The sequence below is a fragment of the Actinomadura vinacea genome, assembly GCF_039532545.1.
Classification (GTDB): Bacteria; Actinomycetota; Actinomycetes; order Streptosporangiales; family Streptosporangiaceae; genus Spirillospora; species Spirillospora vinacea.
In genome coordinates, this window is record NZ_BAAARW010000016.1 from 490,376 (window position 1) to 503,227 (window position 12,852).

14 protein-coding genes are annotated in these 12,852 nt (G+C 70.4%); 6 read left to right on the plus strand and 8 right to left on the minus strand.

Annotation, left to right across the window (positions count from 1 at the left end):
- Nucleotides 1–232: 232 nt before the first annotated feature.
- The 3 genes from ABD340_RS23590 to ABD340_RS23600 form a co-directional block, all read right to left on the minus strand.
- Nucleotides 233–634: a RidA family protein gene (locus tag ABD340_RS23590; RefSeq protein WP_344591640.1), complete on the minus strand. Its 402-nt coding sequence runs from the start codon at nucleotides 632–634 to the stop codon at nucleotides 233–235.
- A 319-nt stretch (nucleotides 635–953) separates the two neighbouring features.
- On the minus strand, nucleotides 954–2,153 hold the full coding sequence (locus tag ABD340_RS23595; RefSeq protein ID WP_344591641.1) for a sensor histidine kinase: 1,200 nt from the start codon (nucleotides 2,151–2,153) through the stop codon (nucleotides 954–956).
- A 43-nt stretch (nucleotides 2,154–2,196) separates the two neighbouring features.
- Complete coding sequence (locus ABD340_RS23600; RefSeq protein WP_344591642.1) at nucleotides 2,197–2,871, minus strand: response regulator transcription factor; 675 nt, start codon at nucleotides 2,869–2,871, stop codon at nucleotides 2,197–2,199.
- Between the two features lie 124 nt (nucleotides 2,872–2,995).
- Here ABD340_RS23600 and ABD340_RS23605 point away from each other — a divergent pair, with 124 nt between their 5' ends.
- Genes ABD340_RS23605 through ABD340_RS23625 form a run of 5 tightly spaced genes read left to right on the plus strand, consistent with a single transcriptional unit; the run spans nucleotide 2,996 to nucleotide 7,367 of the window.
- Nucleotides 2,996–3,535 (plus strand): hypothetical protein, encoded by a 540-nt coding sequence (locus ABD340_RS23605; RefSeq protein ID WP_344591643.1) that lies wholly within the window; start codon nucleotides 2,996–2,998, stop codon nucleotides 3,533–3,535.
- A complete protein-coding gene (locus ABD340_RS23610) occupies nucleotides 3,532–4,725 on the plus strand; it encodes a peptidoglycan-binding protein (protein ID WP_344591645.1) in 1,194 nt (397 codons plus the stop codon). The genes ABD340_RS23605 and ABD340_RS23610 overlap by 4 nt, the downstream gene beginning before the upstream one ends.
- Nucleotides 4,722–5,477 carry an ABC transporter ATP-binding protein gene (locus ABD340_RS23615; protein ID WP_344591646.1) on the plus strand — a complete coding sequence of 252 codons (756 nt, stop codon included), beginning with the start codon at nucleotides 4,722–4,724 and terminating at the stop codon, nucleotides 5,475–5,477. Before ABD340_RS23610 ends, ABD340_RS23615 begins: the two co-directional genes overlap by 4 nt.
- A 1-nt stretch (nucleotide 5,478) precedes the next feature.
- Nucleotides 5,479–6,714: an ABC transporter permease gene (locus ABD340_RS23620; protein ID WP_344591647.1), complete on the plus strand. Its 1,236-nt coding sequence runs from the start codon at nucleotides 5,479–5,481 to the stop codon at nucleotides 6,712–6,714.
- 17 nt (nucleotides 6,715–6,731) lie between these two features.
- On the plus strand, nucleotides 6,732–7,367 hold the full coding sequence (locus ABD340_RS23625; RefSeq protein WP_344591649.1) for a M15 family metallopeptidase: 636 nt from the start codon (nucleotides 6,732–6,734) through the stop codon (nucleotides 7,365–7,367).
- Between the two features lie 50 nt (nucleotides 7,368–7,417).
- On the opposite strand, the gene ABD340_RS23630 is transcribed toward ABD340_RS23625, so the two are convergent.
- From ABD340_RS23630 to ABD340_RS23640, 3 genes are read right to left on the minus strand one after another with little or no spacing between them, the layout of a single operon-like run.
- On the minus strand, nucleotides 7,418–8,248 hold the full coding sequence (locus tag ABD340_RS23630; protein ID WP_344591650.1) for an NAD(P)H-binding protein: 831 nt from the start codon (nucleotides 8,246–8,248) through the stop codon (nucleotides 7,418–7,420).
- 60 nt (nucleotides 8,249–8,308) lie between these two features.
- Nucleotides 8,309–8,986, minus strand: coding sequence for an SDR family NAD(P)-dependent oxidoreductase (locus tag ABD340_RS23635; RefSeq protein WP_344591652.1), 678 nt, complete (start codon nucleotides 8,984–8,986; stop codon nucleotides 8,309–8,311).
- Nucleotides 8,983–9,444 (minus strand): nuclear transport factor 2 family protein, encoded by a 462-nt coding sequence (locus ABD340_RS23640; RefSeq protein ID WP_344591654.1) that lies wholly within the window; start codon nucleotides 9,442–9,444, stop codon nucleotides 8,983–8,985. The genes ABD340_RS23635 and ABD340_RS23640 overlap by 4 nt, the downstream gene beginning before the upstream one ends.
- A 62-nt stretch (nucleotides 9,445–9,506) precedes the next feature.
- On the opposite strand from ABD340_RS23640, the gene ABD340_RS23645 reads away from it, so the two are divergent.
- Complete coding sequence (locus ABD340_RS23645) at nucleotides 9,507–10,421, plus strand: LysR family transcriptional regulator (protein WP_344591655.1); 915 nt, start codon at nucleotides 9,507–9,509, stop codon at nucleotides 10,419–10,421.
- A 232-nt stretch (nucleotides 10,422–10,653) separates the two neighbouring features.
- On the opposite strand, the gene ABD340_RS23650 is transcribed toward ABD340_RS23645, so the two are convergent.
- Both ABD340_RS23650 and ABD340_RS23655 read right to left on the minus strand, forming a co-directional pair.
- Nucleotides 10,654–11,205 (minus strand): TetR/AcrR family transcriptional regulator, encoded by a 552-nt coding sequence (locus ABD340_RS23650; protein ID WP_344591656.1) that lies wholly within the window; start codon nucleotides 11,203–11,205, stop codon nucleotides 10,654–10,656.
- A 248-nt stretch (nucleotides 11,206–11,453) separates the two neighbouring features.
- Nucleotides 11,454–12,704: a serine hydrolase domain-containing protein gene (locus ABD340_RS23655; RefSeq protein ID WP_344591658.1), complete on the minus strand. Its 1,251-nt coding sequence runs from the start codon at nucleotides 12,702–12,704 to the stop codon at nucleotides 11,454–11,456.
- Nucleotides 12,705–12,852: the final 148 nt, after the last annotated feature.

Below are 12,852 nucleotides of genomic sequence, written 5' to 3' on the forward strand. Positions count from 1 at the left end.
GTACCGCGATGACGTCCCCGCGACCTCATCGCCGCCCGTCCCGTCACTTCAACTCCAGATCGCGGCGACCTGGGCTTCGCGCAGGCTCAACAGCCCGACACCGAATTCGTCGACGCCTCGTAGGCGAGCCGCGTGCACTCGCCTACGAGGCGGTCCCTCACCAGAGCGACGTGTTGCCGGACTTTCGCGTCCGATGGCGCCCGTTCACATTGCTACGCCGCCCCGTTACCGGTCAGGGCCGGACGGCGAGGGCCTCGACCTCGAACAGCACGTCAGGCGCAGCCAGGCTCGCGACACCGATGAGGGTTTGCGTGGGCGGTTTCGCACCCCAGCCCTCCTGCACGGCCCCGGCGATCGGCCCAAGCTTGCTGACGTCATGGTTCACCACATACGTCCTGAGCTGGACGACATGGCCAAGGTCGAGCCCATGGGCGGCAAGGGCGACGCCGATGTTGCGGAACGTCTGCTTCACCTGCTCGGCGAAGTCGGTGGAAACAACCGCGCCGTCTGGGCCCGATCCGTACTGACCCGCGATAAGCACCAGTTCCGTACCCGCGGGGACGGTGGCGGTGTGGCTGTAGCCGAACGGGACCGGGTCGTGCAAACCGTCCGGATTGACAATGGCGTGTGCCATGTGGATCACCTCTTGTGTGCGATCGGTCTTTGTCGTGCGGGTAAGAGCCTTCCAGGAATACACGACATCCTGTGTCGTGTATTCCTGGAGAGATTTCGTATGCGCACCGACCGGTTGGTATCGCTGGTGCCGCGGGCCTTCTCCTCCGGCTCGAAGAGGATGTCCTCCTGCCCCGGAGCTTCTTCGGCTCCGCCGTCGGCTGCTTCTCCACCCGCCGCTCGGCACGCGCGTTGATCTTCGTAGTCGTGCGGCTGAGGTCTTCGACGGCGGCGGTGTGGGCGAGCACGAGGGCTGCCGTACATCGCGATCCGCTCTGGTGTCACCTGTCCGTGCGGTTCGGCGGCCACCGCCCGGGTGAGGAGGTCGCGGGCGCGGCCGGGATCGTGCGCAGGCCGGGTTGCCGCGGGTCGTCAGGCGTGTGCGCGTACTGGGGCCTGGGTGCGACAGTTGCGGGGAAGCAGATCTCGACGGAGAGGCCGCCGCCCGGGCGCGCGTGTGCGGTGATGTCGGCGCCGTGCGCCGTCGCGATGGCGTGGACGATCGAAAGGCCGAGGCCGTGGTGGCCATCGCCGCGCGCGGCCCGTCCGCCGAGCCGCTGGAAGGGCTCGAAGAGCCGGCCGACCTGCTGCGGGGGGATGACCGGTCCGCTGTTGACCACCGAGACGAACGCTCGCCCTGCCCTGGTTTCGGTCGCGACTTCCACGTGGCCGCCGGTCACGTTGTGGTGCACGGCGTTGTCGACGAGGTTGGCGACCAGGCGTGCGGCCAGCGCGGGGTGGCCCGCGGACGGGGCGGGCGCGATCCGGGTATGGATGCGCACGCCGCGTGCGTCCGCCTCAAGGTGTGCTGAGTCGAGGGCCTGACGGGCGAGATCGGACAGATCGAAGGGTTCTCGGCGGTCGAGACCACGCTCGCTGCTGGTCAGGGTGAGCAGGGCTTCCAGCAGCCGCCCCTGGTCCTTGCTGATCGCGAGCAGTCTCTCAGAGGTCTCCCGGTAGGACTCCAGCGTGGCCTCGCGGTCGGTGAGTGTCTCCTCTAGGAGCGCACGCTCCAGGGTGAGCGGTGTGCGCAGTTCATGTGCGGCGTTGGCGACGAAGCGTTTGTGTGCGTCGAGGGCGGTTTCCAGACGGCCGAGCAGGCCGTCGACGGTGTCGGCGAGGTCTTTCATCTCGTCGTGGGGGCCTGTGACGGCGAGCCGCTGGTGCACGTTACGGGCGGAGATCTGCTGGATCGTGGCCGTCATCGTGCGCAGTGGCCGCAGGACACGTCCGGCGACCAGCCAGCCCAGCGCGACCGAGAGCACCATCATGATCGCGAGAGAGACCCCGGACTGCATCAGCAGCTCGCGCAACTGTGCTGCCTTGAGCCGTTCCAGCCGCTCGCGGACCTCCGGCCCGCTGTCGTCGTGGACGATGATCACCCACTTGGAGCGGCGCATGAACCAGAAAGTGATCGCGAGAAGCATCGCACCGTAGATCGTGAACAGTGCGCTGTACAGGGCCGTGAGACGGACGCGCACGGTCCGGAGCGATAGATGAGAGGAGACGCTCGGGCGGAGCAGTTCACGAAGGCGCACGGGCATCACCTATCCGGTAGCCGCCCTGCTGGACGGTCTCGATCACCGGTGGCGGGCCGAGCTTGGACCGCAGCCGGTTCATCGTGGCCTTGACGGTGGTCGTGAACGGGTCGGCCATCTCGTCCCACACCCGTTCGAGCAGTTCCTCGGCGGACACGACACGGCCGTCGGCGCCGAGCAGGTATTCCAGGACCGCGAACTCCTTCGGGCTCAGCGCCAGGCGCATTTCTGCCCGGGTCGCGATCCGCTGGGCCGGGTCCAGTCGCAGGTCACCGTGGACGAGGACCGGCGGCAGCGCCGGCTGTGCCCGGCGGCCGAGCGCCCGGATCCGGGCTACGAGCTCGGCGTACGCGAACGGCTTCGGCAGATAGTCGTCGGCGCCGAGGCTCAGGCCCGATACCCGGTCGGCGATCGTGCCGGACGCGGTCAGCATCAGGACACGGGTGCGTTGCGTCCGGCTCACCAGCGAGCGGCACACATCGTCGCCGTGGACGGCGGGCAGGTCCCGGTCGAGGACGACGACGTCGTAGTCCAGCAGCGAGGTCCGCTCGATGGCCGCCTGGCCGTCGTGGACCACGTCGACGGCCATCCCCTCGCGGCGCAGGACCCTCGCCACGGACGCCGCGAGCTCGGCGTGATCCTCGGCCACCAGCACTCTCATCGTGCAATCAGGATGCCCCTGCCGCGGTCACAGCCGGGTCACAGGAGCTCTGACCGTGGTGTGACCGCCCGTTCCCTAGAAATGGCCTCCAGCGCCCATCCACTGACGCGAAGGAGACCATGACATGTCCAAGGCGAAGCCGAGACGGCCCCTGGCGCTGCCGCTGGTGGCGCTCGCGATCTTCCTGCCGGTGCTCGCGGCCTGCGGTGGATCGGACGCCTCCACCGGCGGTTCGGGTGCGACAGCGGGCGGCCGTTCGAGTGCGGCGGCGGGCGGTGGTACCCCTGGTAACGACAACGCCCAGTATGTGAAGTACGCGCAATGTATGCGCCAGAACGGAGTCCCGCAGTGGCCTGACCCCGTTGACGGCAATAAGTTCCGGATGCCGTCCAAGGGGGCCGTTGATCCGAACTCGCCGCAGTTCAAGGCCGCGGGGCGGAAATGCGAGTCGGTGCGGCCGCCGGGATGGACCTCCCGGAAGGACCCGGCGGCGCAGGCCAAAATGCTGAAGTACGCGCAGTGCATGCGCAAGAACGGGGTGCCCGAGTTCCCCGACCCCCAGGGCGGAACACTGGACCCCGGTGACGTCAATCCCGAGTCGCCGCAGTTCAAGGCCGCGGCGCAGAAATGCCAGTCACTGCGGCCGGCGGGTGCTGGGGGATGAGCACCGATGTCAACGAGGCGCCTTCCGGTACGCCCGGTGCCGGGGACACCGCCCCCGGCGTCCCGGTTCCGGACCGCCGGAAGCCGCGCCGGCGCAGAGGCCGGAAGGTGCTCGCCGGGACGGGGGTCCTGGTGCTACTGGCCGCGGCGGGTGTCGCCGTCATGGATCCCTTCGATGACGGGGACGCCCAGCCCGCGTCCTCGACCGATGGCACCTCGCTGGCGGCCGTGCGGGAAGGACCGCTGTCCACGCAGGTGACGCAGAGTGGGACGCTCTCGTACGCGGCCCATGGTGACGGAACCCCGTACGCGGTGGTCAACCAGGCCAAGGGGATCTACACCTGGGTCCCCGGCGAGGGCAGGGAGATCGGCTGCGGCAAGGCCCTGTACCGGGTGGACGAGAAACCGGTGGTGCTGATCTGCGGCGGCACACCGGCCTACCGCGCTCTGTCGGTGGGCGACGAGGGCCGTGAGGTGCGCGACCTCAACGAGAACCTCGTGAAGCTCGGGTACGCCGAGAAGTCCGAACTCGATCCCGACTCGGACCACTACGGATCGGAGACCGCGGAGGCGGTCGCCGAACTGCAGGATGAGCTGGGCGTCGACGAGACCGGGAGTCTGGCCCTCGGGGACGCGGTGTTCCTGCCCGGTCCGCTCCGGGTGACGAAGGCGATGGCCAAGGCCGGCACGGGGGCGGCGCCGGGAGCCCAGGTGGCCCAGACCACCTCGGCCCGGCGCCAGGTGATGGCGGAACTCGGCGCCGGTCAGCAGTCCCAGGTCAAGGTCGGTGACCGTGCCCAGATCACGCTTCCGGACAACAGGACGACCCCGGGCAGGGTGAGCCGCATCGGGACGGTCGCGAGATCCGACGACGACAAGAAGGACTCGTCCGGCTCCACGATCCCGGTGTACATCACGCTCGACCGCCCGAAGGACGCGGGAAAGCTGGACGAGGCCCCGGTTCGGGTGCGGATCACGATCGACGGGGTCGAGAAGGCGCTGATCGTCCCGGTCACCGCGCTCATGGGCAAGGCCGGAGGCGGCTACGTCGTCGAGGTGGCCGACCCGGCAGGCGGCCAGCGGCGCCGTCTGGTTCCCGTGACGCTCGGCATGTTCGACAACGACAACGGGCTCGTGCAGGTGTCCGGGGGCCTGTCCGTCGGCGATCAAGTGGTGGTGCCGGCCTCATGAGCACGACTCACGAGCGAGACGGCCGGGCGCCCGCGCTCGAGCTGGAAGGCGTCACCAAGATCTACGGAGGACAGCCGCCCGTGTCCGCGCTGCGGGGCGTGAGCCTCACCGTCCGCCGCGGCGAACTGGTCGCCATCGTCGGGCCGTCGGGGTCGGGGAAGACGACGCTCTTGCACGTCATGGGGACGCTTGAGCGGCCCACGGACGGGTTGATCCGGATCGACGGAGTCGACGCGGCGGGGCTCGGCGACCGGCGGCTCGCGGCATTGCGCGCCCGCAGCATCGGGTTCGTCTTCCAGCAGTTCTTCCTGGCCGAGCACTCCACCGCCCTGGAGAACGTCGCGGACGGCCTGCTGTACGCGGGCGTCGAGGTCGGCGAGCGGCGGCGCCGTGCCGCCGACGCACTCGATCGTGTCGGGCTCGCGCATCGCCGCGACTTCCGTCCCACGAAGATGTCCGGAGGCGAGCGGCAGCGCGTGGCCATCGCCCGCGCACTGGTGGGCAGGCCGGCGATCGTCCTCGCCGACGAGCCGACGGGCAACCTCGACAGCACCACGGGAGCCTCGATCCTCGAACTGCTGCGAGAGCTCAACGCCGAGGGCGCGACGATCATCATGATCACGCACGACGGCGACCTGGCCGCGCGGCTGCCTCGCCAGGTGCACGTCCTGGACGGCCGGATCGTCTCCGACGACGGCGCCGGCGCGTTCGCCGGCTCGGCCGCGTACAGCGGGCCGGGAGAGGTGGAGTGACATGCGGATCCCGACCCATCTCGTGCCGGCACGCTTGCGCGCCGGAGACCAGGCCCGGGTGGCGAGCACCGGGCTGCGCGCCCGGCCGCTGCGAGCGGTGCTGTCCGCGCTCGGGATCGCGATCGGCACCATGGCGATCGTCGCGGTCCTCGGGCTGTCGTCGTCGTCCCAGGCCGGTCTGCTGGCGGAGATCGACCGGCTCGGCACGAACCTGCTGACCGCCAAGACCGGCCAGAGTTTCACCCAGGAGGAAGCGGTCATGCCGGTCGCCGCGCCCGCCCGGATGTCGCGGCTCGGGTCCGTCGAGGCAGTGGCGCATACCGGCACGGTCAGCGACGCGAACGTGTACCGGAGCCCGTTGATACCTCCGATCAACACCAACGGGCTGAAGGTCCAGGCGGCGAGTCTGAACCTGCCGCGGGTGGCCGGCGCCGGCGTCGCCCATGGCCGCTGGCTCAACGAGGCGACGGCGACGCAGCCTGCCGTCGTGCTCGGTGCGGCGGCCGCGGGGCGACTGGGGTTCAACCGCGTCCATCCCGGGCAGCGAGTGTGGCTGGACGGGCAGTGGTTCTACGTCGCCGGGATCCTCGCCCCTGCGACGCTCGCGCCGGACATCGACACAAGTGCCCTGGTCGGATACCCGGCGGCGCGGCGTTACCTCGGCCACACCAGCATGGCCCGCGGCAAGCCGGCGGACGGCCCACCGAGCACGCTCTACGTACGGTCGCAGACCGACGCGGTCGAAGAGGTGCAGTCGGTGCTCGCGCAAACCGCGAACCCGGAGGCTCCGAACGAGGTCGACGTGAGCCAGCCCTCCGATGCGCTCACCGCCCGTGCCGCGGCGAAAGGAGCGTTCAACAGCCTGTTCCTGGGACTCGGCGTCGTGGCGCTGATCGTCGGGGCGGTAGGAGTGGCCAACATCATGATCATCTCCGTCCTGGAACGCCGCTCGGAGATCGGCCTGCGCCGCGCGCTCGGGGCGACCCGGGGACAGATCCGCACGCAGTTCCTGTCGGAGGCGATCATGCTGGCGGTCCTCGGCGGCGTGGCCGGCGTGGCCTCCGGAGCCGTGGCGACCGCGGTGTACGCCGGCGTCAAGGGCTGGACGGTCGTCATCCCCGCCGAGGCGTGGGCGGGCGGTATCGGCTCGGCCATCGTCATCGGCGCGATCGCCGGCCTGATGCCCGCGCTGCGCGCCGCCCGGCTCTCGCCGACCGAGGCCCTGCGTACGGCCTGACCCTTCGGTGGTGAGTTGTGGCGAATCCACCCTCTGAGATCAAAGCGCACGTCCTCGCGACCGTCACTCGGCTCGTCGCGGTGCTGCTGGTGCCGATCGCCTTCTGCCGCGCACCGGGCCGCGCCCGTTTCCTGGCCTGCCAATGGGCGTTGGGCCTGCGCTACCCCGCCGAGGACCTCCGCGGGCTGGCACCGGAAACGCTGACGGCGTTCACGCACGCGCGGGCCGAGGCGTTCTGGCGCGACGGGCAGCTGATCGGCCTCACCTCGGGACACCGCGACGCGGCGGAACAGCACCGGATCTTCACCGCGGAGGTGCGGCGCACCGGCTCGGTGTCCGCGGCGCGGCGCCGGGTGCTGCCACCGCAGGAATCCAGCCACGTGCGGGGGCACGCGCTCGACGTCCGGCCGACCGAGGGCGCGCGGTGGCTCGAAGAGCACGGTGGACGGTACGGGCTCTACCGCATCTACGCCAACGAGTGGTGGCACTTCGAGTACCGCACGGTCGAGCCGGTCCAGCTGCCGCATCCCGGTGCGGCAGCTTGGCTGCCTGAGCACGGCGCCGCGTACGGGCCGTGTCAGACCTATGGCGATGAGCCTTGGCATGACGAACTGCGCCCCGATCCGACTGAGGACCCGAGGACGCAGCCGTGAATCGAGCCGCTCCTGGGCGGCGGACGGCGACGGACCCGCGTCTTCGAAGGTCAGCGGAAGTCGCCGGCGTGCGCGTTCGCCCACTCCACGAAGGTGCGGGGCCGGCGGCCGGTGACCTCGAGAACGGTCGGGCGGACGATCGACTCGTCGAGCGTCCCCTTCACGTAGAAGTCGAAGAACGCGTCCACGTACTCGACCGGCATCGCGGCCGTCATCTCGGCGCGGGCCTGCTCGTCCGTCAGCTCGACGGCACGCAGGTCGCGTCCGAGCACCTGGGCCAGCACGGCGACCTGCTCGGCGGGCAGCAGCGCTTCGGGGCCGGTCGGCCAGAGGATCTCACCCCGGTGGTCGTCACTGATCAGCGCGCGGGCCGCGACGGCACCGAGGTCGAACGGGTCGAGGCTCGCCGTGCGCACCGCCGGGAACGAGACCCGGATCTCGTCGCCCGCCTGGATCTGCGGCAGCCAGCGCAGGGCGTTCGACATGAACGCGCTCGGCCGCAGGAACGTCCAGGGCAGACCGGACGCCCGCACCGCCGCCTCCGAGGCGGCCATATAGCGGGTCACCGCGTTGGTCAGGTCACCGTTCCCGGCCGACCCGCCGGACAGCAGAACGACCTTCTCGACTCCGGCCGAACGGACCTCGCCCAGCAATCCCGGCATGTCCTCGTACCCGGGCAGCAGGAACACGGCACGCACGCCGGTCAGCGCGTCCTTGAGGCTCTGCGGCCGGTTGAGATCGCCGCCGACCGCCTCGACACCCTCGGGGAGCGTCACGGTGTCGGGCCTGCGGACCAGCGCCCGGACGCCTTCTCCCGCCGAAGCCAAGGCCTTGACCACTTCGGAGCCGACATTGCCGGTCGCGCCGGTTACCAGGTACATCGTCAGGTATCCCTTCTCGGAGCCGCAGCCGGTCGTGGGGCCGCGGCCGTTTCTTGGACGTCACCAGGGCAGCGGACGGCCGTCGCGGAGGAAACCCCCGGTCGGGCCATCGTCGGGAAGGGTCGCGGCCCAGACGATCCCGGCCGCGCCGTCGGCGACGGGGCGGCCGCCGGGGCCCCCCATGTCGGTCGCCACCCAGCCGGGGCAGACGGCGTTCACGAGAACGCCGTCGCCGCGCAGCTCGGCGGCCAGCATGCGGGTCAGCGCGTTCAGCCCGACCTTGGAGGCGTTGTACGCGGGAGTGCCACCGCCCATGTTGGTGAGCGAGGCGGCCTCGCTGGAGACGTTGACGATCCGGGGGTGCTCGCTGCGCCGCAGCAACGGGAGGACCGCCTGGATCAGCCGCCACGGGCCGTAGAAGTTGGTCTCGGCCGCCTCGCGGACAACGTCCAGGTCGGCCTCGACGGCCCGCTGCCAGGTGTCGTAGGTGATGGCGGCGTTGTTGACCAGGACGTCGAGCCTCCCGTACCGCTCGCCGATCGTGGCGGCCACCTCGTCCAGGTCGTCGCCGGTGACGTCGAGCCGGAGCGGGACGGCCGCCCGCCCCAGCTCGCGCGCGGTCTCCTCCGCCGCCTCCGCCGAACGGGCACTCACCAGGACGGTGTGGCCCTGGTCGGCCAGCCGGCGGCTCACCTCCCGGCCGAGGCCCCGGTTGGCGCCGGTGACGAGTGCGATCACCGTGCCCCCGCGGCGGCGAGCGAGAGCAGATCCTTGTTGCCGTCCGCCCACGTCGCGGTCATCACGACACCGCTGATCTTCCATCCGGATCCGGCCCGGACGAGATCGAAGCGGTAGGTCCCGCCCAGCGTCCACAGCGGGGAACCGTGCGGGTCGGCCAGCCGGTGCGTCGCCTGGAACGAGGCGGTGCACACCGCGGTGTCGCCGTCGACGTCCACCAGGTGGTTGGTGATCAGATGCTGGGTCGCGTCGAACGCGCCGAGCGTCGCCGACCAGCCGGCCACGATCTGCTCGGGGCTGCGCTCTGCGGGCTCGCCCCCGTTCAGGCTGGTGTAGTCCACGATCACCGAGTCGGCGAAGACGCCGCCCAGCCGGTCCCATTCGCGCTGGTCCGCGTGCCATGCCATCCGGGTGCAGGTCTCGACGACCGCGAATCGATCTTCAAGGGTGCCGCTCATGGCCGACATCATCGGAGCGCCGGGCTTGGCGCGTCCAATACCCGCTGTGATAGCTATCGGCTATGGACGCCCATCTGCGCGACATGCGCTATTTCGTGGCGGTCGCCGAGGAGCTCAACTTCACCCGGGCGGCGAAGCGGCTGTTCGTCTCGCAGCCGGCGCTGAGCAAGCAGATCAGGCAGCTCGAAGACCTCCTCCGCGTAAAGCTGTTCGACCGGGACCGGCGCACGGTGGCGCTGAGCGCCCCCGGCAGGGCACTGCTGCCCGCCGCTCGCGAGATCCTCCAGAAGTGGGACGAGGCGCAGCGCGCGGTGAGCGACGCCGCGGCGACCGACGCCGCCCGGCTCACGGTCGGCATGTCCACCAGCGTCGGCCGCGGCCTGCTGTCGACCATGCGGGCTCGGTTCACCGAACGGCGGCCCACCTGGCGGTTGCGGATGCGTCACTTCAACTGGGACGACGCCTCCGCGGGGCTGGCCGATGGCGAAGTGGACGTCGCGTTCGTCTGGCTCCCGATCCCCGACCAGGACGCGTTCAAGGTGTGCGTAATCGCGCGCGAGCCGCGCTGGGTCGCCTTCCCCGCCGACCACTGGCTCGCCGACCGCGACGAGGTGGACTTCGCCGAGCTTCTGGACGAGCCGTTCCTGGCACTCCCCGAGAGCGCCGGACCGCTGCGTGACCACTGGCTCGCCCTGGACGAACGCGGCGGCAAGCCGGTGCGGATCGGCGCCACGGTCACCAACGCCGAGGAGACCTTCGCGGCCATCGAGAGCGGCGCGGGCATCGTCCTGCTCGCCTCCGGGAACGCCGCCATCTACCAGCGTCCGGGAGTGCGGGCCATCCCCGTCACGGGACTGCCGCCGAGCGAACTGGCGCTCGCGTGGCGGCCCGACGACCATCGCGGCGTGATCCGTGACCTCGTCGAGGCGCTCCTCCACGAACCGCCCCCGGAGCCGGGCGCGATAGCGAGCCCTTAAGGGCGCGACACGTCCATAGAAGACGGCGATCCGGCCCAAGAAGGACCAAAGGTGTCCAGATAACTGAGGTTCGGGGCTTGAGCCGGGGCTATGTGGCGTGCTGGTATTTGTTGATCGCGCCTCCGACCACACGTCGGCCCCGCCCGGCGAGGCGCCGGCCCCCTTTTCGTCGCCTGAGCGCACGAATTCGTCCGGCGGTGTGCACCCTGGAGGTCGTCCTGGGCGCCGGTCTTCAGCCGGCGTCGTTCTCCGCCGCCTCGATCAGTGCTGCCAGCCGTTCTTGCAGGGCCTTCTTGACCGGCTCCGACACCGGGACGCCGCCGGCCGCCTGGTGCAGCCACAGGCCGTCGACGGCCAACCGGGCCAGGAAAAGGTCGATGTCATGGGGTTCCGCCGAGGCGGGCGGCGGGGCCCAGCGGCTGAGGAGCTCGTTCCATACCGCGGCCAACTCCGGGGTGGTGGCCGACTCGACCATGAACGCGAGATCGGCCTTGCTCGCCGCGCCATGTGCGCCGAGCCGCATGTAAGCCGCCGTGGTCTCCCGCAACGACGCCTCAGCGAGCGGCTTGCCCAGCTCCGCCGCGAGCATTTCCTCCCACGCACCGGTCAGATGCTTCTGGATCGCCATCAGCAGTTCGTCCCGCGTGCGGAAGTGGTACATCAGCCCGCCCTTGGTCACGCCGGCCTCCTCGGCAGCCGACTCCAGCGTCAGGCCCGTGATGCCCTCGCGCTCCGTCACACGGATCGCGGCGTCCAGGATCAGGTTCCGTTGACTCGGTCGCATACCCGAACTATCCCATCCGGAAGGCGAAGTTACGTGGGCACGACCCGGCTCTTGTCCAGGAACTCACCGAGGACGGGGACGCAACGGTGGGGTGGCCCAACTCGTCGAGCGGTGTTGCCTGCTCGGCCCGGTGTCCGTGCATGCGGACCGGCCGGCCGAGCCCGTTGGGCTCGGTTCGCGTTCTATCTGATGCACGATCGGAAGGAGTCGACCCTCAGACGTGTACGGGTCCCCGGTGCTCGGCCCCGTCAGCCCGCGGCCTGCCGGCCGCAGAACACTTCCTTGACGAGGCTGTCCACCAGCTTCTGGAATTCCTTCGCCGCCGGGCCCCTTGTGGCCTCGTCCACCCAGGTCACCGAGCCGGTCACGGTCGTCCTGCCGTCGGGCGAGCTGTACATCAGCGCCCCGTAGCCGTGCGGGGGGCTACCGTTGTGGCGGAGGGCCGTGCCGCAGTTCGGGCCCAAGTCCTCCACGAACAGCCCAAGACCGTAGCCCATCTTCGGGTGCGGCTTGCGCATCTCGGCCAGCAGCTTGCTCGGCAGGAGCTTGCCGCCGTTCAGCGCGGAGAAGAACCTGTGCAGATCCTGGGTGGTCGAGACCAGGTCACCGGCGCCAGCCAGCAGGGAGAGGTTCTGGCGGCTGACGTCGACCACCTTCCACTGGCCGGCGGCGTCCTGGTAGCGGTAGTAGCCGTGGGCGTACGGCCCGGGGAGCCGCGTCCGGTTGCCCGGCACCAGGGTGCCCTTCAGCCCGAGCGGCCGCAGGATGCGCCGCCGCATCTCCTCGGCGTAGGAGCGGCCGGTGACCTTCTCGATCAGCAGCAAGGCCAGCGTGTAGTTGGTGTTGGTGTACTTCTGGTCCGTCCCCGGCTCAAACCGCGCCGACTTGGACAACGCCAACCGGATCAGCTCTTCGGGCTGGTAGCTGCGGAACCGGTTGTCCAACCACTCCTTGCCCGTCGCGGCGATGCCCGGCACCCACGCCCCGTCGGGGTCGAAGTCGCCGGTGTAGTTGAACAAGCCGCTGGTGTGCTGCAACAGCATCCGCACGGTGATCCGCCGGTCCAAGCCGAACTCGGGCAGATAGCCGGCCACCGGGGCGTCCAGCCCGATCGCGCCCTCGGCCACCAGTTGCAGCACCAGGGTGGCGGTGAAGGTCTTGACGTTGCTGCCCACCCAGAACCGCCCGTTCGTCGGCGGTTTGACGGACTCGCCCAGCTTGCGCACCCCGGCGCTGCCGACCCACTCGCCCCGCTCATCGTGCACGCGCACCTGCACCCCGGTGAAACCGGCATCGACGAACGCCTGCGTGGCCTTCCGCAGTTCCGGGCGATCCTGCCCAGCGGCCTTCGGCGCCGGCCTGCCGTCTGCGGTGGCCACCCCGGGTGTGGCCGTCCCGGCCAGCAGCGCGGCCGCCAGCGCCGTGACCGCCACTCGCTGGAAGAGCCACGGCATCCGGACCCTGGTCTTCGTGAGCGTTGGAGGGGATTGGGGTTTCATGGTTCCTCGTCCTTGGGTGTCACGCTCGGGCGAACAGCTCGCCGAGCGGTTCGGGGGCGGGGCGGTAGGCCGGCGGCCGGCCGCTCAGAGGCTGCGGGCGGTGATGTCGCCGTGGGCGGTGGTGGCGTGGATGTCGAGTTCGGCGGTG

What these genes read in the sequence shown, in the direction of transcription:
- ABD340_RS23655 (WP_344591658.1), bottom strand. Translation starts at nt 12,704, where the DNA reads ATGAAACCCCAATCCCCTCCAACGCTCACGAAGACCAGGGTCCGGATG.
- ABD340_RS23610 (WP_344591645.1), top strand. Translation starts at nt 3,532, where the DNA reads ATGAGCACCGATGTCAACGAGGCGCCTTCCGGTACGCCCGGTGCCGGG.
- ABD340_RS23605 (WP_344591643.1), top strand. Translation starts at nt 2,996, where the DNA reads ATGTCCAAGGCGAAGCCGAGACGGCCCCTGGCGCTGCCGCTGGTGGCG.
- ABD340_RS23620 (WP_344591647.1), top strand. Translation starts at nt 5,479, where the DNA reads ATGCGGATCCCGACCCATCTCGTGCCGGCACGCTTGCGCGCCGGAGAC.
- ABD340_RS23615 (WP_344591646.1), top strand. Translation starts at nt 4,722, where the DNA reads ATGAGCACGACTCACGAGCGAGACGGCCGGGCGCCCGCGCTCGAGCTG.
- ABD340_RS23640 (WP_344591654.1), bottom strand. Translation starts at nt 9,444, where the DNA reads ATGAGCGGCACCCTTGAAGATCGATTCGCGGTCGTCGAGACCTGCACC.
- ABD340_RS23630 (WP_344591650.1), bottom strand. Translation starts at nt 8,248, where the DNA reads ATGTACCTGGTAACCGGCGCGACCGGCAATGTCGGCTCCGAAGTGGTC.
- ABD340_RS23650 (WP_344591656.1), bottom strand. Translation starts at nt 11,205, where the DNA reads ATGCGACCGAGTCAACGGAACCTGATCCTGGACGCCGCGATCCGTGTG.
- ABD340_RS23590 (WP_344591640.1), bottom strand. Translation starts at nt 634, where the DNA reads ATGGCACACGCCATTGTCAATCCGGACGGTTTGCACGACCCGGTCCCG.
- ABD340_RS23600 (WP_344591642.1), bottom strand. Translation starts at nt 2,871, where the DNA reads ATGAGAGTGCTGGTGGCCGAGGATCACGCCGAGCTCGCGGCGTCCGTG.
- ABD340_RS23645 (WP_344591655.1), top strand. Translation starts at nt 9,507, where the DNA reads ATGGACGCCCATCTGCGCGACATGCGCTATTTCGTGGCGGTCGCCGAG.